A 24,138-nucleotide genomic window follows, 5' to 3' on the forward strand; every position below is an offset into this window, starting at 1 on the left:
ACACCAAGGAGATGGCAGTAGCATAAAATAATCACCCACCGCGCAAAATCTGTGGATAACTCTGTGCTTAAAAATGAAGCTTATGCTGAAGAGAGATTAAAAAACTGTGGAAAAGTAAATTTTAAATGATTTAAAACAAATAGTTAGATCATTAACACCAAATGAATGAGCAGTTAGAATGATCTCGATCAATGTGGAAAAAACTCAAGGGAGTTAGTGCGGTCACTGAGCATGCGATGCAATCCTAGCACAGCAGCGCGAGTTCGCCAGCTGACGGCGAGTAAGGATCAAACAAAAATACGACTATCGATCTTGGCTCACATTTTCAGCAATAACTGGTTTGCCCGCTGGCCACTGTGATGCGGCGTACTTGGCTTGCAGTGCTCAACTCAAGCTGAGCGGGCCGTTTCACCCAGCCCCTTTTGTTGCTTGAGTGATAAACACCGTTAAGGTGACAAAAAACGAGGGGCTTGCCTCACGCTTGCCGCAGCCACTCCCATATTGGCCAGCCCTGCTCATTAGCCTGCTGGCGCAGGACCGGGGCCGGATTCACCGCATGAGGATGGGTGACGGCCTGCAACATTGGCAGATCGTTGTGGGAATCACTGTAACCAAAGCTGCCCCGCCACAGGTTGGGCTTCCCTGCGAACTGTTGGTTGATCCTTGCCACCTTACCTTCGCGAAAACTGAGGATGCCCTGGGTTTGGCCGGTGAGCTTGCCCTCCACCTGGTCTAGCAAGATGGCAATGCAGTGATCCATGCCCAGCATCTTGGCCATAGGAGCCACCAGATGCTCACCCGAGGCAGAAATCAGCACCAGCTCATCACCCCGCTCCCGATGCCATTGGATGCGGGCTAATCCTTCGGGATAGAGTCGCTCACACAGCACTTGCTCGGCAAAAACGGCGCTCATCTCATCGAGCCATTGCCGAGACTTACCCACCAGTGGCTGCAGGGTAAAGGCCATGTACTGGTGCATGTTTAACGAGCCCTCGTGATAGCGGGCCATCATCGCCTGTTCGTCGGCAATCATGCTGGCAGGGGCCAGCCCTTGCGCCACCATGAACTGCAGCCATAGGCTAGCGGAGTCGCCCGCAATCAAGGTGTCATCCAGATCAAACAACGCCAGAGTCATTGTGGCTCCTTGTAGTAAAACGCCAAGCAAAAGAGGTGCAGCCCACCTGCAGCGGCACCTTTAGTCTTAGGCGCACGGGTTTCGGTTCACTGGTTTCGACTCACTGGTTTCAACTCATGGCCACGGCAACTGTCACTGGTGGTATAGGCCAAGGTCAAATGCCATTGACGGATAGCTGATTGGAGCTGACCTCAAGGGCAACGGCCCGTTATCTCCCCCGCTGCCATCTCCTCGCGTCGCCCGTGAGCAAGGGTCAGTGTGCCGTGGGGCAACGGCAGCACAGGCGGAGACCAGCAACGGTTGGCAGCCACTCCGGAAGTGGTAAGAGGTTATTGAACCTGAGCACGGGCGATCAGTGCATCACACGCCCCATCTGGACTAGACCAGCGACAACCGAGCACAGATGCTAGTGGGGCTATATGACGGTAGCGGGGCATTTTGATGGCAATCTGATGACACGCTAGGCTACGTCATGGTGCTATGGACAATGCCAGCTCGAGTCAGCCTCCCACTGCCAAGATGGTCGACCCAACTCCCAGTGTCGTTGCCAGTTAAAGTGACACCGCGTATCCCGTCGATAGGCTCATCCTGACGGCTTACTCGCCACCAGCAACCGTGCCGCCTTACTGCTCAAGTCGCAGAGCTTGCCCCCGCGAGGGATCATCCAAAAAGGTATGCATGATGTCGTCATAAACACCATTCTGCTTAATCGTGCGTAATCCTCGCTCGAAGCGCTGTGCCATCTCCTGCCCTTGAGGATGATGCCGAGAAAAAGCGATTTTAAAGTCATCGTTAGATAAGCTGCCCACATTATGAATAATGTTGGCGACGCCTTTCTCTTTTATTCTCACCAGCGCCGGACGCTCATTCATTAAAATATAATCAACACGCCCTCTTATTAGCATATTAATAAGCTGGTAATCTGATCTTGCTTTATATTGCAGAATACTTTTATCTTTCGAAAATATATCTGGATATGTATAGCCCAAGGTGATCCCAACCCGTTTACCTCGGAGCTCCATAATAGCAGGCGGTGGTATCATCTCTTTTTTTAATGAAAATACAATGAGTTTATCTTGAAATAATGGGGTGGTATGCCAAAAGTAATTCTGTTTATTATCAGCGGTTTCAGCTGCATTAAAACAACCAAGCACGATGTCAGTCGTCGCGCTACGCATACATCTTGAAAAGGGCATCTTTTTAAAATGAATATTAATGTTTTCAGTAGCAAACGCGGCCCTCACCAAAGCGGGTGTTAAACCTACCAATTCTCCCGTCATTTTATCCGCTGAGCTATAGGGCGCCCAGTCATTTTCCGCCGCCAACGTCAGATGATTTGCTCTCGCTGGGGCCGTTATCATGCTGCTGAATATGACTGAAACAATGAGTTGATACATCCTGAAGGTGGTGAAACCCAAGCCAAACGGTGATCTATTCATGCTGACCCCGTGTAGGTTGAATGGCGCTATCCGTGTTCATAGAGAATGACCTAAGCTATGTGCCGATGGATTAATCCTTACACAATCGGAGCTCATTAAGAACTCCGACTGCATGAAATTTAAAATCCCGGGAATGGCTCGGTTAGCGAATGCAAGTCACATAGTTATCGGAAACATCATTTGTGCCGCTAGAACGACCATTAGAGAGATCGGCATAATAGTACGCATTAGGGCTAAACAATGTCGCAGACCAATATACGAAATTTGTCGGCCAGCCCAAGATGGTCTTGAGTTGATTATTCGGATATTGATTATACAGTGCGGTCAATTCATTCATTGAAGGTAATCGCCAATCATCCTGCCCGGACCATATCAAGGTTCGGCAGTAATTATCCGCGTTCGCCCACATTCGTCTAAACCCATCCGGTGAACTAAAACTCCCCGTATCAGGAACCGGTAAGGTATCAATAATCTCAAGCTCGGTGTTTGCGGTGAAGGGCCTGTTATTAGCCATCCCCGCCGCAGTCAGGGTAACAGTGCCCACCGCCACGCCGGTGACACGTCCCTTATTAGGGCCGCTGTTTTCGACGGTAGCAATCTCTGGGTGGCTACTGCTCCAATTTAACACTGCACTGCTGGTCACATCCAACTCCCGACCATCCGACAATATTGCGTTCGCCTTGAGCGGCGTACTCAATCGAGCAGGTAAGCTTGCAATCGCAGCAGTGACCTGCAGATCTGTCACGACAGCATCGGTAATCTCAAGCGCAAGACTGTCGGTAAAAGACTGGCCATTCGCCATTCCCGCTGCAGTCAGGGTCACCTTGCCCACCCCAATCCCCGTTACACGCCCTTGGTTTGGACCGCTGTTTTCGACAGTGGCAATTTTCGGATCACTACTACTCCAACCCAAGGCGGCATTATTGGTCACATCCAGTGCCCGCTCATTAGACAATAAGGCACTAGCCCTGAGCTGTGTGCTCAATCCCACCGGTAACGCTGACGTCTCAGCGCTAACCTGCAGCTGAGTGACCACGGCATCAGTGATCTTAAGCACAGTACTAGCAGTAAATGATTGACCATTCGCCACCCCTGCAGCGGTCAGCGTGACTGTCCCTACGGCAATGCCCGTCACGCGCCCTTTGTTAGGACCACTGTTCTCGACAGTCGCTACCCCCAAGTTATCACTGCTCCAGTTCAGTGCCGCATGATTGGTCACTGCCAGCACCCGACCATCAGACAATAAGGCATCGGCCCCGAGCTGTGTGCTCAATCCTGCCGCTAACTCAGGAGTCGCGGCGCTAACTTGCAACTGAGTAACTACGGCATCAGTGACGTCAAGCACAGTATTAGCGCTAAATGATCGGCCATTCGCCGTCCCTGTGGCTGTCAAGGTAACGGTTCCTCTTGCCAGTGCACTCACTCGCCCTTTATTGGGACCACTGTTTTCAACGGTGGCAATCCCTGGGTTGCTACTCACCCAATTGAGGATGGCATTGCGAGTAACATCCAACACCTGGCCATTCGAGATCACCGCATCGGCCTTGAGCTGGGTATTCAAGCCAACGGGTAACCCGGAAATTGCAGAGGTAACCCGTAAATCGGTCACCACCGCATCAGTGATCGCCAGTACCGTACTCGCGGTGAAGGATTGGCCATTGGCCACGCCCGAAGCGGTCAACGTCACGGTTCCCATAGCGACACCTGTCACGCGCCCTTTGTTAGGACCACTGTTCTCGACAGTCGCGATCGCTGGATTGCTACTGCTCCAATTCAAGGCAGTGTGGCTGGTTACATCCAGCACTTGGTCGTTGGAAAGCAGAGCGTCAGCCTTAAGCTGTTCATCCAATCCCACGGGTAAAGAAACGGTAGTCGACACAATAGCAAGGCGGGCTACCGTCACATCAGGGGGCAATAGCTCCCCCGCTGTTTTAGTATCACTGCCGCCACTACAACCCAATAACAAGACAACGCTTAAGATATAAAAAAACAACTTCATGATGTTCCCTCATGCAATTAAAGTTATTTATATTTTGTTTGGTATTATTTACGATATTTTCAATCGAAATGTACTTTTGGATAGACCCTCAAATAACCAACAGCTCAATAAATGATTTTTGATGTCAGGTTGGTTGATATCCTCGGTGAGAAATAGACTGCTGAACAACATAATGACAATAAAAATAATAGCGCTTGTCTGTATGGACTTAACAGGCAAAATAAATCTCATTATTAAGTTAATAGACACGCTGAGACGTCTCATTCTCACTAATGGGATGCACGCTTTTACTTCGATACTGTCATCTAATTAGACTAACGTATTAATAGTTTTTATTAGAATTGTTATTAACGATTTTGAGGTTGTTATTTCCTAATATTGCGGAGTTACGGTGGAGTTTATTTTGATCAAAATGCATGCCGACCAGAAGAAGGTCGATATACCCGCCGCGATATAGGGCCTGCAAAAATACACTGATGTCGGGCTAATTTAGCAAAATAAGCTTCGACGATGGGATCAGTAGGGTGCGTGGTCTCCTCTTATCGTGTTCCCCTGCCATCACAAAAAAGCCACCCGCGGGTGGCTTGTCAACAAGGTGCTAGCTATATGCCAGCGGCCATTTAGGCTCGCGCCAAGGCGACCGCTTCGCGGGAAAGGCGGGTCACCTCTTCCCAGTTGCCACTGTTAACCGCATCAGCCGGCAGCATCCAGGAGCCGCCGACGGTGGCCACGCATTTGAGCGCCAGATAATCGGCCACGTTTTTCGGGCCGATACCGCCGGTGGGGCAGAACGTCACTTGGGGCAGCGGCGCGGCAATGGCAGAGAGTGTCTTGGTGCCGCCGTTCGCTTCGGCTGGGAAGAACTTGAGGTGGTCGTAGCCCGCTTCCAGCGCCTGCATCACTTCAGACGGGGTAGCCACGCCCGGGATCAGCGGCGCCGTGCTGGTGGCGCCATGGGCTAGCAGTGTCGGAGTAAGCCCTGGGGAGATGATAAAACGAGCACCCGCGGCCACGGCGGCATCGTACTGCGCCGTAGTGAGCACGGTACCCGCCCCTACCATAGCCTGCGGCATCGCCTTAGCGATCAGAGCGATGGCCTCAAGGGCCACCGGGGTGCGCAGGGTGATTTCGAAGACGGAGATACCGCCATCAAGCAGTGCCTTGGCCATCGGCAAGGCCTGCTCTAGGTCGTTGATGACCATCACGGGTACCAGCGGCGAGGCGGCAAACACCTCGGCCGGGGTCACTTTCCAGTTCTGCATAACGCTTCCTTAGTCAAAGGCTCTTAGTCAAAAATAGTGGCGCCACACTCGGCGCTCGATACCGCGCGACGCATCACGCTGAACAGTTCGCGGCCCCACCCCTCTTGTTCCAGCGTGAGGTCAATCTCGGCCTGGGTACGGCCACTCAAATCGGTTAGGCAGTCGAGTCTGCCGGTTATCGCGTCTACCCGCAGCAGGTCGCCATCGGTAAGCAGGCCGATGGCCCCGCCGTGCAGCGCTTCTGGGGTAACGTGGATGGCGGCCGGGATCTTGCCGGAGGCACCAGAAAGTCGACCATCGGTGACCAGCGCCACTTTATAACCCGCCTTCTGCAGGTTACCGAGCACCGGCATCAGCTTGTGTAGCTCCGGCATGCCGTTGGCGGCGGGACCGTTGTGGCGCACCACGATCACAGTGTCCTGATTGAGATCGCCTGCCTTGTAGGCCGCTTCCACCGCATGTTGGGAGGAGAAGACCCGTGCTGGCGCTTCAATCACCCGATATTCGGGGGCGACGGCGGAGACCTTGACCACGGCGCGACCTAAATTGCCGCTGAGTAGCTTGGTGCCGCCGGTGGCCTGAAACACGCTGCCGGAGGGGGACAACACGCTCGCATCGCTACTCTCGCCCACCGGCTGCCACACCAGTTGACCATTGACCAATATCGGGCGGCAGAGGTAATCCTGCATCTCGCCAAACACCGGGGTGGCATCCATGTGGATCAGCCCCTCTTGCGCCAGACGGCGCATCAGGCCGGGCACGCTACCCGCCTGTTCGAACGCGTTGACGTCAGCTGGGCCGTTCGGATACATGCGTACCAACAGCGGCACTACGTCGGAGAGATCGCTGATGTCATCCCAAGTCAGTACCAAACCCGCCGCACGGGCCAGCGCCACCATGTGGATGCTGTGGTTGGTGCTGCCACCGGAGGCGAGCAGGGCCACCAGCCCGTTGACCAGCGAGCGCTCATCCAGCACATCGCTCAAGGGACGATAAGCGGGGGAGCCAGGGATCATGGCGCTGATGCGGCGGGCGGCCTCATCGGTGAGGGCGCGGCGTAGCTCGCTGTACGGGTGCACAAACGCGGAGCCCGGCAGCATCAGTCCCATGGCCTCAAACACCAGCTGGTTGGTGTTGGCGGTGCCGTAGAAGGTGCAGGTGCCCGCCCCGTGATAGGCGCCGCACTCCATCTCCAGCAGGGCGTCGCGACCTACTTCACCGGCCGCGTACTGCTGACGCACCTTGACCTTCTCATCGTTGCTGATGCCGCTCGCCATCGGGCCAGCCGGTACGAAGGCGGTCGGCAGGTGGGCGTGGGAGAGCGCCCCCATGATCTGGCCCGGCGCAATCTTGTCGCAGATGCCGAGCAGCAGGGTGGCGTCGAAGGTGTTATGAGAGAGCGACAGCGCGGTCGCCTGGGCGATGAGATCACGAGAAAACAGCGACATGTCCATCCCCGGCTGACCTTGAGTCACGCCGTCGCACATGGCGGGTACGCCACCGGCGACCTGAGCACTGTGGCCCAGTTCAGCCAGCGCCCCCTTGATGAGGTCGGGGTAGCCCTGATAGGGCTGATGGGCACTCAGCATGTCGTTGTAGGCGGTGACGATGCCGACGTTGGCGCGGGTCATGTCGAGAATGCGACCCTTCTCGTCAGTGCTGCAGGCTGCCACCGCGTGAGCTAGGTTGCCACAAGCTAACGCGGCGCGGGTTTTGCCCTGTTCGGCCTGACGCTGGATGCGGGCTAGAAATGCCTGACGACGGGCGACGCTGCGCTCGCGAATGCGGGTGGTCACCTCGGAAATAACTGGATGAATCATTGGGCTTGCTCCAATGCGGTGACGGCGCGATCAACCACTTGCTCGAAGGTGCCGTCGATGTCGATGTGAAATACCCCAGCTTCGCCATCTGGGCGCTCCAGGGTATCGAATTGACTTTGTACCATGCTTTCCCGCATGAAGTGGCCTTTGCGGGCCCGCATCCGTTCGAGGATCAGCGGCTGACTGCCATCAAGGAAGATAAAACTCACTGACTCGTTGCCTTCGCGGATCTGGTCGCGGTACTGTTTTTTAAGCGCAGAACAGACGATCACGCCGACCTCATTTTTCTGCTCAAGGCTATAGGCGGCATCACGAATGCGCTCCAGCCAAGGGGCGCGGTCTTCATCGTTAAGGGGGGTACCCGTTGCCATCTTCTGGATGTTGGCTCTGGGATGCAGATCATCTCCATCAATGAACTTGGCGCCCAACGTATCTGCCACTTTCAGGCCCACACTGGATTTACCACTGCCACAGACACCCATCACGATAATGCACTTACCCGCCATAATTTGACCTCTGTCCCACTTTTCAAAAAACCAGCGATTGATGGCTTCTAATCTACCACGTTACCGGTAACATGTTACCGGTAACCACGTACTATGTGAAGTACGCCACAAAATATCGAACGAGACAATCACAGGCTTTTAATAAGGAAAACAGTTATGGAAGGTGTGGCTAATACCCCAGATGTTGCCTACCTGCTCTCGGTAGCGGGCGGTGCAATTATCATGTTGTTGCTGCTGATTATGCAGTTCAAAATCCACGCGTTTGTCGCCCTGACCCTGGTCAGTGTGGTGACCGCACTGGCCACCGGTGTCACCTACGATCAGGTGGTACCCACCATCCTCGGCGGCTTTGGCACGACCTTAGCGTCGGTTGCGCTGCTGGTCGGCTTGGGAGCCATGATCGGCCGTATTCTGGAGATGACCGGGGGCGCCAAGGTGCTGGCTGATACCCTGATCAATCGCTTTGGCGCCCATCGGGCACCGCTGGCATTAGGGGTTGCCTCTCTGCTGTTCGGCTTCCCCATCTTCTTTGATGCGGGCCTGATCGTGATGCTGCCGATCATTTTCAGCGTGGCTAAGCAGTTTGGTGGCTCGGTACTCAAGTATGCGCTGCCCTCCGCAGGCGCTTTCGCCGTAATGCACGCCTTCCTGCCACCACACCCGGGCCCAGTGGCGGCTAGCGAGCTGCTGGGTGCCAATATTGGCCTACTGACCATCGTTGGCTTACTGGTGGCGATCCCGACTTGGTATCTCGGCGCTTATCTGTTTGGCTTGTGGGCTGGCAAGAAGTTTGAACTGCCTCTACCACCGAGCTTCACTGACTCTGCCGCGATTCCGGCTCATCAATTGCCTAGCTTTACCCAGGTCATCACTATTTTGCTGTTGCCACTGGTCCTTATCTTCATGGAAACGGGTCTCAATACCCTGATTACCATGGGCATGATCGACAAAGGGGCAGATTGGGTGAATTTGCTGCGCATGGTGGGTAAGACCCCCGTTGCACTACTGATTACCCTGCTCTATGCGCTGTTGGTGTTTGGTCGTCAGCAAGGCAAAGCGAAGCTGGAAACCTTCTGTAACGATGCGCTAGCCCCAGTTTGTGCCGTGATTCTGGTCACTGGTGCGGGTGGTATGTTTGGTGGCGTATTGCGCGCCAGTGGTATTGGGAGTGCCTTAGCTGACACCCTGTCAGATACCGGTATGCCAGTGATTGTTGCTGCCTTCTTGGTCGCAACCGCACTGCGGGTGGCGCAAGGGTCAGCCACGGTCGCCCTGACGACCACGGCGGCGCTGATTGCCCCGATGGTCGCGGCCACACCGGGTTTAAGCGAGCTGGATCTGACCTTTATCGTGATTGCCATTGCCGGTGGCGCCACCGTGCTCTCTCACTTCAACGATTCAGGCTTCTGGCTGGTGGGTCGCTTCTTGAATATGGACGTGAAGACCACCCTCAAAACGTGGACCGTGATGGAGACCCTGCTTGGCACGATCGCCTTTTTGATCGTGGCATTGGCGAGCATGGTGTTTTAATTCACGCCGCGAGGTTCCCCACGTTGCAAGCGTGGTATTCCCGGTCGCACCGAGTAGACACAGCCACCCTAATGGGTGGCTGTGTCATGTCTGCCACGGTACTGGCTGCGCATCAGCTCATAACTGCTTGTTCAGAAAATAACAGAGATGCCCCGGCGGCATATCGGGCAGCTGGCCAAATACCTGGTAACCCAGCGCTTGGTAAAAAGGGAGGGCCTGAAAAGTGGTCGTCTCCAGATGGTAGCGAGTAATCCCCTTACTCTGGGCATACTGTTCCATCGCGCCAAGCAGGCGGCGACCCCACCCACGTTGTCGGATAGACTCATCGACCCAGAGCCAGTCCACATGCAGCCAACCCCACCGAATGTCGGCAATGATGCCGCCGTGTATCTTGCCTTGCTCATCCTTGATAACACTGGCGATCCGCTCGCGCAGATAACAGCCAGCCTGGCTTACGTTATAGTCCGTCAGGCCCATGCGCAGCGCGTCGATCTCATCTTCTTGTGGGGCCTGAATGGCGGTTAAATACATATAAGCTCCTGCTGTATCAGTGATAGATGGCGATGACAAAGGGGCTAAAGCAGTACCGCTTAGACTAATGCAGGTCAAGCACGCTTGCCGCCAAGGTCAGGTGTGCCCGCAATGGTGGGCTAGGCCAGCCAGAGAATGTGCGGCCTTTAGTCACATACCCAGTGGGCCTGTGCCGCCCCATCAGGCCGCACCTAGGGCATCACCACCATTTATTATGCTGACCATCAATATTATTGAGCAGACGGTCTGGTTGAACTAAAAGTGATACCTTGTGCGTATAGAGTGCGCTGTGTGCGAGCGGTAACGCTTATCGCCAACCAACCCTCTCGTTATGGCCAACAAGGAGTCTGTGTGTGACCCAAGCTCGTTATCCTTTACCTCATGCCATCGGCTTAGCTGCGCCAACCCGCACTCCCTTGCTGACTGGCAGCGACCCCGAACAGAAGCGACGCGAGCTGCTCGCCTACTTCTGCCAAACCTTCGATCTGTACGACTCGCTGTTCGACTGTCTGGCCGATGAGCGCGCCTGGTTCAACAAGGCGATCCCGCTACGCCATCCGCTTATTTTCTACTACGGCCACACTGCCGCTTTCTTTATCAACAAGCTGCTGGCGGCGCGCCTGATCGATCAGCGGCTGGATGCCCGCATCGAGGCCATGGTCGCCATCGGGGTGGACGAGATGAGCTGGGACGATCTGGACGAAACCCACTACGACTGGCCCAAGGTCACTGAGCTACGCAGCTATCGAGCCAAAGTCCGTACGCTGGTGTGCGACTTCATTCGCCAGATGCCGCTCACCCTACCCATCGACTGGCAGAGCCCGGCTTGGGTGATCCTGATGGGAATAGAGCACGAGCGCATCCACCTCGAGACCTCCAGCGTGCTGATCCGCCAGTTGCCGCTCGCTTGGGTGCAACCGCAGCCTTATTGGCCCGCCTGCACCGACGCGCGCCTGCGCCTTGACCAAGTGCCCGCCAACAGCCTGCTGCCGGTGGCTGGCGGCAAAGTGCGCTTTGGCAAGCAGGATGCGACCTACGGCTGGGACAACGAATATGGCGAGCGCCATATCGAACTGGCCCCGTTTCAGGCCAGCCGGATGCTGGTGAGTAATGCCGAGTACCTCGCCTTCGTACAGGGCGGCTATGGCCAGCAGCAGTGGTGGGATGAGGAGGGATGGAGCTGGTGCCAGTACGCCAAGGCGCAGATGCCCACCTTCTGGGTCGGCGACCCCGCCGAGCCTGGGCAATTGCAGCTGCGGCTGATGACCGAGCAGGTCGCCATGCCTTGGGACTGGCCAGTCGAGGTAAACCAGCTGGAGGCCGCCGCCTTCTGTCGCTGGAAGGCAGCCCAAACCGGACTCCCCATCCAGCTGCCGAGCGAGGCGGAGTGGCAGCTGCTGCGCGAGCAGGTGCCCGGCGATCAGCCGGACTGGACACAGGCCCCCGGCAATATCAATCTGGCCCGCTTTGCCTCCTCCTGCCCAGTAGATGCCTGCCCGCAAGGGGAGTTCTTCGATCTAGTGGGCAATGTCTGGCAGTGGACCAGCACTGCCATCGATGGCTTCGACGGCTTTAAAATCCACCCGCTCTACGACGACTTCTCCACCCCCACCTTTGATGGCAAGCACACCCTGATCAAGGGCGGCAGCTGGATCAGCACAGGTAACGAAACGCTCAAATCATCCCGTTACGCCTTCCGGCGTCACTTCTTCCAGCATGCGGGCTTCCGCTATCTGGTCTCCCGTTATCAGGAACCCGTTATCGTGAATCCTTATGAAACTGACACGCTCGTCGCCCAATATCTCGACTTCCAGTACGGTCCGAGCCACTTCGGCGTCGCTAATTACGCCAAGACGTTGGCCGACTTAGCCGGCGAGCTGTGCGGCAACCACCAGCGGGCGCTGGATATCGGCTGTGCCACCGGCCGCGCTAGCTTCGAGCTGGCTCGCCACTTCCAGCATGTGGACGGGGTGGACTACTCAGCTCGCTTTATCGATGTGGCGCTGGACCTCGCCAGCCAGGACAGCTTCCGCTATGCCATCCCGCAGGAGGGCAAGCTAGTGGAGTATTGCGAGGCGCGCCTGTCGAGCCATGGTCTGGGCGCCAATGAGATTGCTCGTATCCACTTCAGTCAGGGGGATGCCTGTAACCTCAAACCCAAATATGACCACTACGATTTGGTGCTCGCCGCCAATCTGATCGACCGGCTGCGGGAGCCAGCCCGTTTCCTGCGCGACATTGCCCCTCGATTGCGCAGCGGCGGCCTGCTGATGATCACCAGCCCCTATACCTGGCTGGCGGACTATACCCCACCCGCCAACTGGCTCGGCGGTATCCGCGAAAACGGTGAAGCGCTCACCACCTATCAGACGCTGCAACGGCTGCTGGCAGCTGAGTTTGAAGAGCTGACCCCACCCCGAGATATTCCCTTCGTGATCCGCGAAACTGCCCGTAAGTATCAGCACACCGTGGCCCAGTTGACGGTTTGGCGAAAACGCTAATCTTGCCCTACCGATCACAGCCCATGTAACAAGCCCAACGGGTTAATCTCGTTGGGCTTTTTGAGTGGTTGTTACAGCCGATTCCCCCGTCAGATGGCCTAATGACCTAGCTTGAGATCACGTTTGTTTTGCACTCGCACACTTTATTCGTTAGTTGAATTTATGTGGCCTGTTTGCACTGCCGTTATCCTCGGCTTAACTCATATTGTGATCTTTATCACATACCGAAGGTAAGACTAAGGAGTTGCCATGAAGATGAAATACGTACTATTAAGCGCAGTCATGTTGCTGTCTTTAACCCCTACCATTAGCCAAGCGGAAGGCGCTCCAGCCATGCCACTGGTGGTTTGCCAGATAGACAGTACTCCCCAATTACTACTGCCTGAATTTGTCTGCAACTGGCACAAAAATAGCTAAATGCACTGGGTACTAGGGCGAGCTGCTTACTCACCTTGGTGCCCTCATCCCTGTGGCGTAATAGACCCACAGCGTCAGCCCCCTACCCCATCACCAACTGCTGCATGTCACAAAACAATACAAATAAGATAATTCCTACAGACAAACCAAAAAACATTTATTAGCAAAAAGCCTTTCTTGTGAGACTTTGACCATTTATTTAGTGAGACATAAACCACCCACAAATCTGGCATTGTCGTAAAATGAGATAGAAAAAAACGAACAAAAATAACCCAAACAATTGATATTTAATATAAAAAACATCTTTTTATGGAACTTTTTTATCGCAAAATAAAAACGTTTTCCACCTTACCATTGTAGCTTGTAGGAAAACCCTTATAGTTACTCATGCACGGACGCGATGAAGTCGGTCAGGAAGACGGACTACCAGGGTTAGGTAAAGGACTCACCACAGGAAGTGGTAAAGGACACCTCCCAGGATGGAGAAAGTGCGGCGAGTATGGATGCCTCGTCAGGCCAAGATGGCTACAGGACACCCCAATGGATTGGGAAGGGGAAACCTAAAGGAAGAGGTATTACAGTCAAGGATTGCAGGGAGCAACTTCGTTCAAGGATATGAGCGATACGACTACCGGGGGCGACGCAAGTCGCCCCCATCTTTTTATCCGCCATTTATTTATCATCCCACCCTACCAGCGCATATGACCAGCACACACTAGGCGATGGCTGGAGATGCTCTGTCGTATTGGCGCTTAGATCACCCGTGAGAATTGTTGTTGGCGTGCTTTGCTACGCAAATACACATCGAAACACATGCAGATATTGCGAATGAGTAACTGACCGGTGGAGACCACTTCCAAGCCATCATGGCTCATACGCACCAGACCGTCGTCAATAAAGGTCTGTAACAGCTTAAGATCTTCAGCAAAATAGGTGCTGAAATTGAGGCCATAAGCCTGCTCAATCGCGGTAAAACTGAGCCGAAAATCACAGATAAGCCGCTTAATAACCTCACGGCGGATCAGATCATCCTGATTGAGTGCGCATCCTTTCCACTGGGCATGACCCAACTCAGCGACTTGACCATAGTAAGCTTTCAGTTCTTTTTGGTTCTGCGAATAGGCATCACCCACCATGCTAATGGAGGAGACCCCTAGCCCCAGCAAGTCACAATCCCCCTGCGTGGTATAGCCCTGGAAATTGCGATGCAAGGTACCTGCCCGCTGGGCCACTGCCAGCTCATCATCCGGTTTAGCAAAGTGATCCATCCCGATGAACTGGTAACCTTGGCCAGTGAGGAAGGCGATGGTGTCTTGCAGCATCGCCAACTTCTCCTGCGGTGCTGGCATCGCCTCTTCTTTTAACTTGCGCTGGGCCGCAAAGCGGCTGGGTAAATGGGCATAGTTAAAAATAGACAAGCGAGCAGGGTCAGTTTTGAGCACCTCTTCTAAGGTGTGATGGAAGCTGTCGCGGTTCTGGTGTGGCAGGCCATAGATAAGATCAAGATTGGTTGAGCGAAAACCCAGCTCGCGAGCTCGCTCCAACATGGCGCGAATAAAGTCGTTATCTTGCTCGCGGTTGACCGCGGTTTGCACCGCTTTGTTGAAATCCTGCACCCCAAGGCTAATGCGGTTAAAACCGACCTCACGCAACACATCCAACATGGTGAGCTCGATTTCACGCGGATCCACTTCGATGCTGATTTCACCTTCATCGGCAAAATGGAAGTGTTCACGCAACATGGCCATCAAACGGCGAGTCTGTGCTTCGTCGAGATAGGTCGGAGTGCCGCCGCCCCAGTGTAACTGGGTAACCTGCCGCTGGTTAAACAGCGGAGCCTGCGCTTTGATCTCTTGCTCTAGTGCGTCTAAGTACTCATCGGCCTTATGGCGATGACGGGTGATCACCTTGTTACAACCACAGTAGTAGCAGAGCTTGTGGCAGAAAGGGATATGTACATAAAGTGACAAATTACGAGCGGGATATTGGCTGGCGGCACGGACCAAATCCGGATAACCAAAGTCCTCGTTAAACTCCAGTGCGGTCGGATAAGAGGTATAGCGCGGGCCACTGTAGTTATATTTTTCGATCAGAGCCTGATCCCACACAATCTGTTCTGTCTGCACTGCTACATCCTCTTACTTATTATTCAGGGCTCAGCGTCCTAACTGAAAATCTTTCAGTCGGGCGACATCCTTGAGGATCTGTGTTTCTAGCTCAGCCTCATAGCCACTGCGCTCGAGATCCATTTTCATCACTTCATTCCGTTTTAGCGCACGTCTTGCCTCATGAGTAGGCATCTCTTTGACCTTCTCATAAAGACCATACACGCCCGGAAATTCATGGCTAAAGGGGTACCCACCTTTGATCTGCAACGCATTGAGCAAATGGGTTAGGCGAATAGCCCCCTCCGAATAATCACACTGACCATCGCGCACCGCATGGGCAATGATCCGAACACTGGCGAGAATATCTTCATTACGGGCTGCAATACTCTGCTGCTGGCGAACCTGCTGGCGCTTGAGCTGTGCCAGTAAGGTACCGGCATACCACGCCAAGCCCAACAAGATCAGGCCCCCCAATGATGCCGCCAGCAGCCAGCCACTCATCACTTTTTCTTCGGCTCAGGCTTGGGCTCAGGTTGATAATTAACCTGCGTGAAACGGTCCCACAGCTCTTCTTCAGAGGCTGGGCGGCTCGGTTCGGTCAGTTCAGCATCCTCAAGCTCATACCCATCATCATCTTCGTCATCAATAATGCCAAGCTCATCCATCAATGCTTGGTAGCGATCTACTCGCTCATCGACCCACGTTTGGTCGGCTGCCTCTAATGTTTCGCCAGCATCGAGTCGATCCAGCAGCGCGTTCAAACGATCATCATTTTCAATGGCCGCCAGCTCTTGCTCTGGTGTCATGACCCGCGCTTTTTCAGGTGCCGATTTAAGGGTGAGCGGTTTACTCGCCTTCTCTTCAATGATTAACGCAACGGGTTTACGGGACCCAGTGCGCGGATCCTTAGCTTGCTTGGCGCCCCCTTTCTTCTGTTCTTGTTCAACATGCTGACGAGAGCCAGCCTTTAAGCCTTTGCGCTTAGCGGCTTTTTTACGCTCACGACCTTCCTGAACGCTAGTTTCTGATTCTTTACGCTTACCTGTTGGTTTGCGTGTGGGTTGTTTAGCCGACATGAATGATTGACTCCGACAAATAACTAACAGGGGGCCCACTCTCGGGCTGACATGGCCCAGAGCGTGTGTGGATGCGGGGGGACATAGCCTGGAAAGGGAAGGAAAATCCTGCACCAATCTGGCCATTTGTGGCCTGTGAACACCGCAGGATCGGCATCCTCTGGGCATATTGCGGCTATTTTGACACAAAATGGTCAAGTGGGTTAATGGGCCAGATGAAAAAAGCCCCAGATTGAGTCAGACCATCCCGATCGAGGCGGCCAGCCGCCCCTTACCGCCATAGAAAGGGAGTAGATTGGCATCACAGGCTGACTTTTGGGGTCAAAAACAGTAATGTTACCTGTAACATCTCTCTCGGAAGCCGTCATGAATCCAACTCGCAAACGCCGCCCCACCTTGCAGGACATCGCCGATCAAACGGGTGTGACCAAAATGACCGTTAGCCGCTATCTGCGAGACCCACACACGGTCGCCGAAGGGACGCGCGAGCGGATCGCCGCTGCGGTCGATGCCCTCGGCTATATTCCCAACCGCGCCCCAGACATTCTCTCGAACGCCACCAGCAAGGCCATCGGTATTCTGATCCCCTCCCTCTCCAACCAGGTTTTCTCGGCAGTCGTACACGGTATCGAAGCCATCACCCGCCCTGCCGGTTATCAAACCTTGCTCGCCCATTATGGCTACAGCCCAGAGCGAGAAGAGGAACAGGTCGCCTCCCTGCTCTCTTACCACGTCGATGGCCTGATCCTATCGGATAGCCAGCACACCTCACGGACTCGCAAAATGATTGCAACCGCAGGGATTCCGGTAGTAGAAGCCATGGATTTGCCGGCTAATCCCATCGACATGGTGGTAGGAATGGATCATCAAGCCGCAGCCCGCGCCATGGTCTCTGAGATGCTGCGGCGAGGGCGGCGCAGGGTGGTCTATCTGGGAGCGCGGCTTGATGTCCGCACCCAGCTGCGGATGGAAGGGTACTATCAGGCAATGGCCGAGGCAGGCCTGACTGGGCAACACCTGCTCACCGAGCATTCCTCGACCTTCACCTTGGGCGCAGAGCTATTAGAACAAGCGCTGGCCCGCGATCCGCAGCTAGACGGTCTATTTTGCACCAACGACGACCTCGCGGTCGGCGCCCTGCTGCGCTGCCAAGCCAAAGGGATTGCCGTACCCCAACAGATTGCCATCGCAGGCAGCAACGCGCTTGATATCGGCCGCGCGATGAGCCCGACGCTGGCGAGCATTGTCACCCCACGCAAAGAGATAGGCCGCGAAGCAGCAACCATGTTGCTAGCTCGGCTCAATGGTCAACCACAAACCGAACAGCGCAAAGATCTTGGCTTCTCTCTCTACCAAGGGGAGAGTCTGGGCTAACAAGTGATTGCTGCCTAAACCCAACGTTGTCAGCTCTGGGTTTAGCTAAAGCAAAGGTGGTGGATATAAACGCTAAGCAGGTCAAGTTCAGGGCGACAGCATAAATGTGTTGTGAATGACATTTTTTTGAACCAATCGCCCCAACAACCATCAAATGCTAGACACTCTACTGACAGTTTCATCTATGAAAAAACTGTCACAGCGACTAAAAAAGCAATAAAAATCATCACTCTAATGGTTTTAGTGGCAGTGCCGTTATAAGCAGGGAGTGACTTAGGCGGTTGCAAATAGCGCCACTGTGGTATGTCATGATGCTGACGTTATTGGTAGCAAAGCAAATAAGGAAAATGATGAGCAAACATTCAGAAAGTTCCGCAGGAAAATGCCCAGTGATGCATGGTGGGACCACCTCGGCCGAGTCGGCCAATATGGTGTGGTGGCCAAAGAGCCTTAATCTCGACATCCTCCATCAGCACGACAGCAAAACCAATCCACTAGGCCCTGATTTCAACTATCGCCAAGAAGTTAAAAAGCTCGACATGGCGGCGCTCAAAAAGGATGTCACCGCCTTAATGACCGATAGCCAACCTTGGTGGCCTGCTGACTGGGGCCATTATGGTGGCCTGATGATCCGCATGGCGTGGCACGCAGCGGGCACCTACCGAATTGCCGACGGGCGTGGTGGTGGCAGTACCGGTAATCAACGCTTTGCTCCCCTCAACTCTTGGCCAGACAACGCCAACCTCGATAAAGCCCGCCGCCTGCTGTGGCCGATCAAGAAAAAATACGGTAACAAAATCAGCTGGGCAGACCTCATCCTGTTTGCTGGCACCATCGCGTATGAGTCAATGGGGCTGAAAACCTTTGGTTTCGCCTTTGGCCGCGAGGATATTTGGCACCCCGAGAAAGATATTTACTGGGGATCAGAACGCGAGTGGCTGGCCCCGAGCAGCAAGCCTGGTGGCCGCTATTCCGGTGAACGTGATCTGGAAAACCCATTAGCCGCAGTGATGATGGGGCTGATTTACGTCAACCCAGAAGGGGTTGATGGTCAGCCAGATCCGCTTAAAACCGCCCAAGATATGCGCGTGACCTTTGCCCGCATGGCCATGGATGATGAAGAGACCGTCGCCCTGACCGCAGGCGGTCATACCGTGGGTAAGGCTCACGGTAATGGTGATGCGAAGCAACTGGGGCCTGAGCCCGAGCGCGCCGACATTGATGAGCAGGGCCTGGGTTGGATCAACCACAGCAGCCGAGGCATTGGTCGCAATACAGTTACCAGTGGCATCGAAGGGGCATGGACCACGCACCCAACCCAGTGGGACAACGGCTACTTCGAGCTGTTATTCAAATATGATTGGTGGCTGCAAAAATCCCCTGCTGGCGCTCATCAGTGGGAGCCGATCAACATTGCAGAGGCAGACATGCCGGTGGATGTGGAAGATCCCTCGATCCGCTGCAAACCGATGATGACCGATGCCGATATGGCGCTCAAATTCGATCCCGCCTATCGCAAGATTGCCGAGCGTTTTCGCGATGATCCAGCCTATTTCTCCGAGACCTTTGCCCGCGCATGGTTCAAGCTGACCCACCGTGATTTAGGACCCAAAACCCGTTATATCGGCCCTTATGCCCCCAGCGAAGATCTGATCTGGCAAGACCCAGTAGCCGCAGGCCGCCGTGATTACGATGTCGATGCCGTAAAAGCTCAGTTGCACAACTGTAGCCTGTCGATCGCCGACATGGTCGCCACCGCATGGGACAGTGCCCGTACCTTCCGTGGCTCTGATTTACGCGGTGGGGCAAATGGCGCTCGCATTCGGTTGGCACCGCAAAAAGATTGGTCAGGCAATGAACCCGCTCGTTTAGCCCGCGTGCTAACAGTATTGGAGCCGATTGCCGCAGCTCACCAGATCAGCGTGGCAGATGTCATTGTGTTAGCCGGTAACGTCGGGCTGGAGCAAGCCGCTAAAGCGGCCGGCGTGGCCGTGAATATTCCCTTCCAGCTAGGCCGGGGTGACGCGACCCAAGCCCAAACCGATGTGGACTCGTTTGCCGTGTTAGAGCCGCTTGCAGATGGCTTTCGTAACTGGTTGAAGCAAAGCTACACCGTCACTGCTGAAGAGCTACTGCTCGACCGCGCGCAACTGATGGGCTTGACCGCTCATGAGATGACCGTGCTCATCGGTGGGATGCGGGTACTCGGCACCAACCATGGGGGCAGCGTTCATGGGGTCTTCACCGCCCGGCCTGGGGTATTAACCAACGACTACTTCGTCAATCTGACTGACATGGCCAACACTTGGCATCCAGTGGCAGACAACCTCTATGAAGTACGCGATCGCCTCACTGGCAAGGTGAAGTGGACGGCAACTCGGATCGATCTGGTGTTTGGCTCCAACTCGGTGCTACGTGCTTACGCTGAGGTCTATGCCCAAGATGATAACCAGCAGAAGTTTATCTGCGATTTCATCAGCGTCTGGAACAAGGTCATGAACGCAGATCGCTTTGATCTCACTGCATAAATACGGGCGATGTAATTCGTTCTGATCCGAACCCGCACACCTCGCTGTGCGGGTTCTTTTATGGCTTAACCTAACATTCTATGGCCACGCACCTCCCCCAGCAGGCAGGATTGGCACCCATCCCTCGGTCATAGACACAGGAGCCGACTCGCATCGCGCACAGCAACCGCAGCGTACGTGTAGTACGTGAATATTTCGGGCTCGATGCAGAGCCAACAAGTTAGCTAACTAGCCTAATGGGATAGGTACTAAGACTAAGCGGCTTGCTTGTCGCTCACCCAGGCCAGGCTCCACGGCCTTCCTCAGACCTTATCACCACTCACCTCTGGTTAATCTTTGTCCACATTAGGCCCCAGTTCAGTATTGATTGATATATTAGCCATCCACATTACTGCATGGTCTTGATATGCCGCTGTCATTATCCAACGCCGACTTCTCTCATCCATGGCTGCGCCTTGGTGGGCCTGTGCTGCTTTTTGGCTGCCTGCTGTTACTCGGAAGCTGGGCGCTAGGCGTTGGCCACGTCACCTCCTTGGAGCGGGAGTCGGAGCGATCAGCCAAGCAAGCAGTGGCACTTGTCGAGACCATGCTCAGCCATGCCCAAAAAGCCAATCAACAACTCTTTCCTTTTGTCAGCAGGCCCTGATTGAGCACGCCCTGTTTGCCTTGCGCAAGCAGGTAGCCTTAGTGCCGTTTGTGCGCACGATCAGTTTGGTGGATGAACAAGGGATCTACTGTAACTCCCTGTTCGGCGACATTAACTGGCCTGAATCAGCGGCAGACCGTAGCGATAACCTGCTGCGGTTGTCGGCGGGGAATCAGCTCCGCGAGGATCATCCTCTGCTCGCCGTCCGTAACCAATACGGTAAAGGAGCGGTGTTCAGCACCATCGATGGGGAGTATTTACAGTTCATGCTGGCCCTCAGCGGCAAGTCGACCAAGCTGTTGCTGCATGTGGGGCCCCAGTGGCTGGATGAACAGGGTAAATTACATCAGGAGGCGCTTGAAAAACCGACCTTTGTTAGTCATGAGTCGAACTCGACGCAGTACCCCTTCTCTATCTATGCGGGATACGATGAGTCTGATTTCTGGCACTCCCTGTGGCAGGGGCGATGGCTAGCACTGAGTGTCTTGCTGGGGGCCTCGATGGGGTGTGCCCTCCTGCTTTGGTGGCTGCTGGGGCGACCTCGCTCGCCAGCCAGCGAACTGGCCAGAGCCCTCCATGCCAAAGAGTTTGTTCCCTATTTACAGCCCCTAGTTAGCAGTGACAATGAACAGCTGATCGGGGTCGAAGTCTTGATGCGCTGGCAGCATCCTAGCTACGGCCTGATCCGACCCGACCTGTTTATCCCGCAAGCAGAGGAGAGTGGCGCCATCATCCCGATGACCAGCTTGTTAATGGATACCGTGGCTCAGCAGTTAGGGGCGATCCAAGACCAATTACCCGATGGTTTTCACATTGGCTTCAACATCAGTGCCGCCCACTGCCGTGATAATTCATTGCTAACAGAGTGTCGCCATTTTCTCAGTCACTTTGCACCGGGCAAGGTGGTGATGGTATTGGAATTGACCGAACGAGAGCTGCTCGTGGCCAACGCTCATACCCTCGCCCTATTTGAGGAACTTGATGTATTGGGGATTCAGCTCGCCATTGATGACTTTGGCACGGGTCATTCGAGCTTGGCCTATCTCCAGCAGTTTCGAGTCGACTATCTCAAGATTGATCAGTCATTTATTGGCCGGATCGGGACTGAATCCCTGTCGGAACATATTGTCGATAACGTGATTGATCTGGCTACTCGGCTAGGTCTTTCATTGGTGGCGGAAGGGGTAGAGACCCAGCAACAAGCGGAATATCTCAAGCACAAAGGGGTGACCTATCTGCAGGGCTATTTGTTTGGCCGCCCCATGCCGTTACCAGCATTTGTGGCGCAGGCCCAAGGTCTGGTCGACGAGCAGGAGGTAGCCGGTGTTGCTGGTTTAGCCCCCCGCCTTGGCGCCACAAATAACCAGGTTAATCTGGCGTAGGTCATCTCACCATCGCCCACTATTGCAGACCCTCATCGCGCTTCACCTCGTCATCGCCAAACGCGCCAAACCGTATCCACATCAGTCGGCCCCCCAGATACCCCGCCTCAAGCTGGTATCTGGGCTAGTTTTCCATGCCTTGTTAGCCACTTTTCGGTAGAATCTGCGCTCATTTTAAAGCCAGACAGTAGTGAGGGGTGGCATGACGGTTCAGTTCCAGGCATTTCACAGCATCAAGGCGATAGATAATCGGGAGGTGCTGTTCAACTGGTCGAGAACCAATCCCCTCGGCGCGCTGGATCAAGTATGGCGCCCGCAAAGCCGCGACGAGCTGCAAGCTCTGCTGCGCGAATACCCCGAGCGCAAGCTGCGCCTTATCGGCTCCGGCCTCTCTTTTGAACCCATCCACAGCGTCTATGCCGAGGGCAGTCAGGCGCTGCTAGTGGACTTGCACCACCTGCGCGGCCAGCTGGCGAACACTGCCGACACCGTGACCTATCAGGCGGGGACGCCGCTCGATACTGTCTATGCCGACCTCATCGCTATGGAGCGGATGCTGCCCGCATCCCCCGGTGTGATCGGCATCCAAACCCTGGGCGGCGCGCTGAGCACCGGCACTCACGGTCAGGGGCTACACCAGTCCGCCCTGTGCGATGCGGTGGCGGCGATGACGGTGATGCTGGCCAGCGGCGAGATCATCCGAGTCGATCGCAGCGATCCGCGTTTCGGCGCCTTCGTGATGGGGATGGGGATGCTCGGCATTTTGCTCGACGTCACCCTGCGCACCGTGCCAAACCGCATCATGCGCTGCACCAAGTTCACCACCGACTACCCCTTCCTGCTGGCGCACAACGAGCGGCTCAACCGCGAGCACGGCTTCGTCAAGAGCTGGTGGTTCGCCTGGACCGGCGAGAGCCACATCTGGCTGGTGGATCCCGCCTCCGAAGAGGAGGTGGCCCGCTATCGTGCTGGCGGCAGCGAACCGCTGCTGCTGGATGGCGATATCGACGCCCGCATGAACGCTGCTCTTAATGCCACTATCGACGCCACTTTGCAGAAGATGGCCAAAGACACCAAGGATGAGGCGTTAGCGGGTGATCACTTCGAGACGGTACGCCGCTTCAAGGATGCCTCCGATCTGGTGGGCAACGTCTACCAGATCCTCTGCAAGGGGATCCCTGCCCCCCAGATCAACTGCGAGGTGGCGGTGCCGCTCCATCGCATGAACGAAGCGCTAAAGACCCTGCAGGCGTGGCAGCAGGCTAACCCGAACGCCTTACACTACCCCTTTATCCTGCGCTGCACCGGCCCCTCCGAAGCCTGGCTCAGCGCCGCTTATGAACAACCCGTCTGCTGGATTGGCTTTCTGGTCTATTTGGCGGCGGACGGCACCTTCGTCAACGGCTCCATGACGCAGATGCGTGAACTGCAACAGCTGCTGGTGCCGCTCGGCGGCATTCCCCATTTCGGCAAGCATCTGGCGATGGATCTCTATGACTTCCCAGCCCTGCTGCCGCGCTGGCACGACTTCCTCGCGCTAAAAGCCGAGCTCGACCCCCATGGCCGTTTTGAAAACCGCTGGCTCAGCAAGCTGTTTGCCAACCGGTAAGGATTTGACATGACTGATATGCAAGATACTCGTATTCCTGTGACTCTGCTGACTGGCTTTCTCGGCAGCGGCAAAACCACTCTGCTCAACCACTGGGTCAAGCAGCCAGAGCTTGGCGAGTGCGCGGTGCTGATCAACGAGTTCGGCTCGGTGGGGCTGGATCATCATCTGGTACAGCAAGTGGACGAGCAGGTTGTGATGCTCGATTCCGGCTGCATCTGCTGCTCGGTGCAGGGCTCCTTGGTGGAGGCGCTGCAGGGGCTGTTTATGAAGGC

17 protein-coding genes and 1 pseudogene are annotated in these 24,138 nt (G+C 55.1%); 8 read left to right on the forward strand and 10 right to left on the reverse strand.

Annotated features, from left to right (window positions below; genetic code table 11):
• Nucleotides 1-475: 475 nt before the first annotated feature.
• The 6 genes from CUC53_RS02035 to CUC53_RS02065 all read right to left on the reverse strand — a co-directional run bounded on the left by CUC53_RS02035 (nucleotide 476) and on the right by CUC53_RS02065 (nucleotide 8,161).
• A complete protein-coding gene (locus CUC53_RS02035) occupies nucleotides 476-1,135 on the reverse strand; it encodes an HAD family hydrolase (RefSeq protein WP_100292624.1) in 660 nt (219 codons plus the stop codon).
• Nucleotides 1,136-1,758: 623 nt separating this feature from the next.
• Entirely contained in the window at nucleotides 1,759-2,574 is an 816-nt protein-coding gene (locus CUC53_RS02040) for a substrate-binding periplasmic protein (RefSeq protein ID WP_100292625.1), read from the reverse strand.
• Between the two features lie 142 nt (nucleotides 2,575-2,716).
• Nucleotides 2,717-4,573: an Ig-like domain-containing protein gene (locus tag CUC53_RS02045; RefSeq protein WP_100292626.1), complete on the reverse strand. Its 1,857-nt coding sequence runs from the start codon at nucleotides 4,571-4,573 to the stop codon at nucleotides 2,717-2,719.
• Nucleotides 4,574-5,193: 620 nt separating this feature from the next.
• Nucleotides 5,194-5,835 (reverse strand): bifunctional 4-hydroxy-2-oxoglutarate aldolase/2-dehydro-3-deoxy-phosphogluconate aldolase, encoded by a 642-nt coding sequence (locus CUC53_RS02055; RefSeq protein WP_100292628.1) that lies wholly within the window; start codon nucleotides 5,833-5,835, stop codon nucleotides 5,194-5,196.
• A 23-nt stretch (nucleotides 5,836-5,858) separates the two neighbouring features.
• The gene (edd, locus tag CUC53_RS02060) at nucleotides 5,859-7,655 is read right to left on the reverse strand and encodes a phosphogluconate dehydratase (protein WP_100292629.1); all 1,797 of its coding nucleotides are present in this window, start codon (nucleotides 7,653-7,655) and stop codon (nucleotides 5,859-5,861) included.
• Nucleotides 7,652-8,161 (reverse strand): gluconokinase, encoded by a 510-nt coding sequence (locus CUC53_RS02065; protein ID WP_100292630.1) that lies wholly within the window; start codon nucleotides 8,159-8,161, stop codon nucleotides 7,652-7,654. The genes edd and CUC53_RS02065 overlap by 4 nt, the downstream gene beginning before the upstream one ends.
• Nucleotides 8,162-8,317: 156 nt before the next feature.
• Between CUC53_RS02065 and CUC53_RS02070 the strand changes: the two genes are divergently transcribed.
• Complete coding sequence (locus CUC53_RS02070) at nucleotides 8,318-9,691, forward strand: GntP family permease (protein WP_100292631.1); 1,374 nt, start codon at nucleotides 8,318-8,320, stop codon at nucleotides 9,689-9,691.
• 117 nt (nucleotides 9,692-9,808) lie between these two features.
• Here the strand turns inward: CUC53_RS02070 and CUC53_RS02075 are convergent, their stop codons facing one another.
• Nucleotides 9,809-10,222, reverse strand: coding sequence for a GNAT family N-acetyltransferase (locus CUC53_RS02075; protein ID WP_100292632.1), 414 nt, complete (start codon nucleotides 10,220-10,222; stop codon nucleotides 9,809-9,811).
• 353 nt (nucleotides 10,223-10,575) lie between these two features.
• Here CUC53_RS02075 and ovoA point away from each other — a divergent pair, with 353 nt between their 5' ends.
• Nucleotides 10,576-12,723, forward strand: a complete 2,148-nt coding sequence (ovoA, locus tag CUC53_RS02080) for a 5-histidylcysteine sulfoxide synthase (RefSeq protein WP_100292633.1) — start codon at nucleotides 10,576-10,578, stop codon at nucleotides 12,721-12,723.
• A 249-nt stretch (nucleotides 12,724-12,972) separates the two neighbouring features.
• Nucleotides 12,973-13,140, forward strand: coding sequence for a hypothetical protein (locus CUC53_RS18950; RefSeq protein WP_167386654.1), 168 nt, complete (start codon nucleotides 12,973-12,975; stop codon nucleotides 13,138-13,140).
• A gap of 752 nt (nucleotides 13,141-13,892) precedes the next feature.
• Here the strand turns inward: CUC53_RS18950 and hemN are convergent.
• Genes hemN through yihI form a run of 3 tightly spaced genes read right to left on the reverse strand, consistent with a single transcriptional unit; the run spans nucleotide 13,893 to nucleotide 16,324 of the window.
• Nucleotides 13,893-15,266 carry an oxygen-independent coproporphyrinogen III oxidase gene (hemN, locus tag CUC53_RS02085; RefSeq protein ID WP_100292634.1) on the reverse strand — a complete coding sequence of 458 codons (1,374 nt, stop codon included), beginning with the start codon at nucleotides 15,264-15,266 and terminating at the stop codon, nucleotides 13,893-13,895.
• 30 nt (nucleotides 15,267-15,296) lie between these two features.
• On the reverse strand, nucleotides 15,297-15,737 hold the full coding sequence (locus CUC53_RS02090; RefSeq protein WP_100292639.1) for a DUF2489 domain-containing protein: 441 nt from the start codon (nucleotides 15,735-15,737) through the stop codon (nucleotides 15,297-15,299).
• A gap of 11 nt (nucleotides 15,738-15,748) precedes the next feature.
• On the reverse strand, nucleotides 15,749-16,324 hold the full coding sequence (gene yihI / locus CUC53_RS02095; protein ID WP_100292635.1) for a Der GTPase-activating protein YihI: 576 nt from the start codon (nucleotides 16,322-16,324) through the stop codon (nucleotides 15,749-15,751).
• Nucleotides 16,325-16,690: 366 nt separating this feature from the next.
• On the opposite strand from yihI, the gene CUC53_RS02100 reads away from it, so the two are divergent.
• From CUC53_RS02100 to CUC53_RS02120, 5 genes and pseudogenes are all read left to right on the forward strand, one after another.
• Nucleotides 16,691-17,698: a substrate-binding domain-containing protein gene (locus CUC53_RS02100; protein WP_100292636.1), complete on the forward strand. Its 1,008-nt coding sequence runs from the start codon at nucleotides 16,691-16,693 to the stop codon at nucleotides 17,696-17,698.
• A 350-nt stretch (nucleotides 17,699-18,048) separates the two neighbouring features.
• Nucleotides 18,049-20,226 (forward strand): catalase/peroxidase HPI, encoded by a 2,178-nt coding sequence (gene katG / locus CUC53_RS02105; RefSeq protein ID WP_100292637.1) that lies wholly within the window; start codon nucleotides 18,049-18,051, stop codon nucleotides 20,224-20,226.
• Nucleotides 20,227-20,632: 406 nt separating this feature from the next.
• Nucleotides 20,633-22,254, forward strand: a pseudogene (locus CUC53_RS02110) (EAL domain-containing protein).
• Nucleotides 22,255-22,456: 202 nt separating this feature from the next.
• Nucleotides 22,457-23,863 carry a D-arabinono-1,4-lactone oxidase gene (locus CUC53_RS02115; protein ID WP_100292638.1) on the forward strand — a complete coding sequence of 469 codons (1,407 nt, stop codon included), beginning with the start codon at nucleotides 22,457-22,459 and terminating at the stop codon, nucleotides 23,861-23,863.
• A 9-nt stretch (nucleotides 23,864-23,872) separates the two neighbouring features.
• The coding region (locus CUC53_RS02120) for a CobW family GTP-binding protein (protein WP_167386655.1) at nucleotides 23,873-24,138 on the forward strand (266 nt) is incomplete at its 3' end.

Source organism: Aeromonas cavernicola (assembly GCF_002795305.1).
Lineage (GTDB): Bacteria > Pseudomonadota > Gammaproteobacteria > Enterobacterales > Aeromonadaceae > Aeromonas > Aeromonas cavernicola.

Bases quoted from the DNA above. Each gene is read 5' to 3' on its own strand.
- CUC53_RS02100 (WP_100292636.1), top strand. From the start codon at position 16,691: ATGAATCCAACTCGCAAACGCCGCCCCACCTTGCAGGACATCGCCGAT.
- CUC53_RS02065 (WP_100292630.1), bottom strand. From the start codon at position 8,161: ATGGCGGGTAAGTGCATTATCGTGATGGGTGTCTGTGGCAGTGGTAAA.
- katG (WP_100292637.1), top strand. From the start codon at position 18,049: ATGAGCAAACATTCAGAAAGTTCCGCAGGAAAATGCCCAGTGATGCAT.
- CUC53_RS02070 (WP_100292631.1), top strand. From the start codon at position 8,318: ATGGAAGGTGTGGCTAATACCCCAGATGTTGCCTACCTGCTCTCGGTA.
- CUC53_RS02045 (WP_100292626.1), bottom strand. From the start codon at position 4,573: ATGAAGTTGTTTTTTTATATCTTAAGCGTTGTCTTGTTATTGGGTTGT.
- CUC53_RS02040 (WP_100292625.1), bottom strand. From the start codon at position 2,574: ATGAATAGATCACCGTTTGGCTTGGGTTTCACCACCTTCAGGATGTAT.
- edd (WP_100292629.1), bottom strand. From the start codon at position 7,655: ATGATTCATCCAGTTATTTCCGAGGTGACCACCCGCATTCGCGAGCGC.
- CUC53_RS02115 (WP_100292638.1), top strand. From the start codon at position 22,457: ATGACGGTTCAGTTCCAGGCATTTCACAGCATCAAGGCGATAGATAAT.
- CUC53_RS02055 (WP_100292628.1), bottom strand. From the start codon at position 5,835: ATGCAGAACTGGAAAGTGACCCCGGCCGAGGTGTTTGCCGCCTCGCCG.
- CUC53_RS02075 (WP_100292632.1), bottom strand. From the start codon at position 10,222: ATGTATTTAACCGCCATTCAGGCCCCACAAGAAGATGAGATCGACGCG.
- CUC53_RS18950 (WP_167386654.1), top strand. From the start codon at position 12,973: ATGAAGATGAAATACGTACTATTAAGCGCAGTCATGTTGCTGTCTTTA.
- CUC53_RS02035 (WP_100292624.1), bottom strand. From the start codon at position 1,135: ATGACTCTGGCGTTGTTTGATCTGGATGACACCTTGATTGCGGGCGAC.
- yihI (WP_100292635.1), bottom strand. From the start codon at position 16,324: ATGTCGGCTAAACAACCCACACGCAAACCAACAGGTAAGCGTAAAGAA.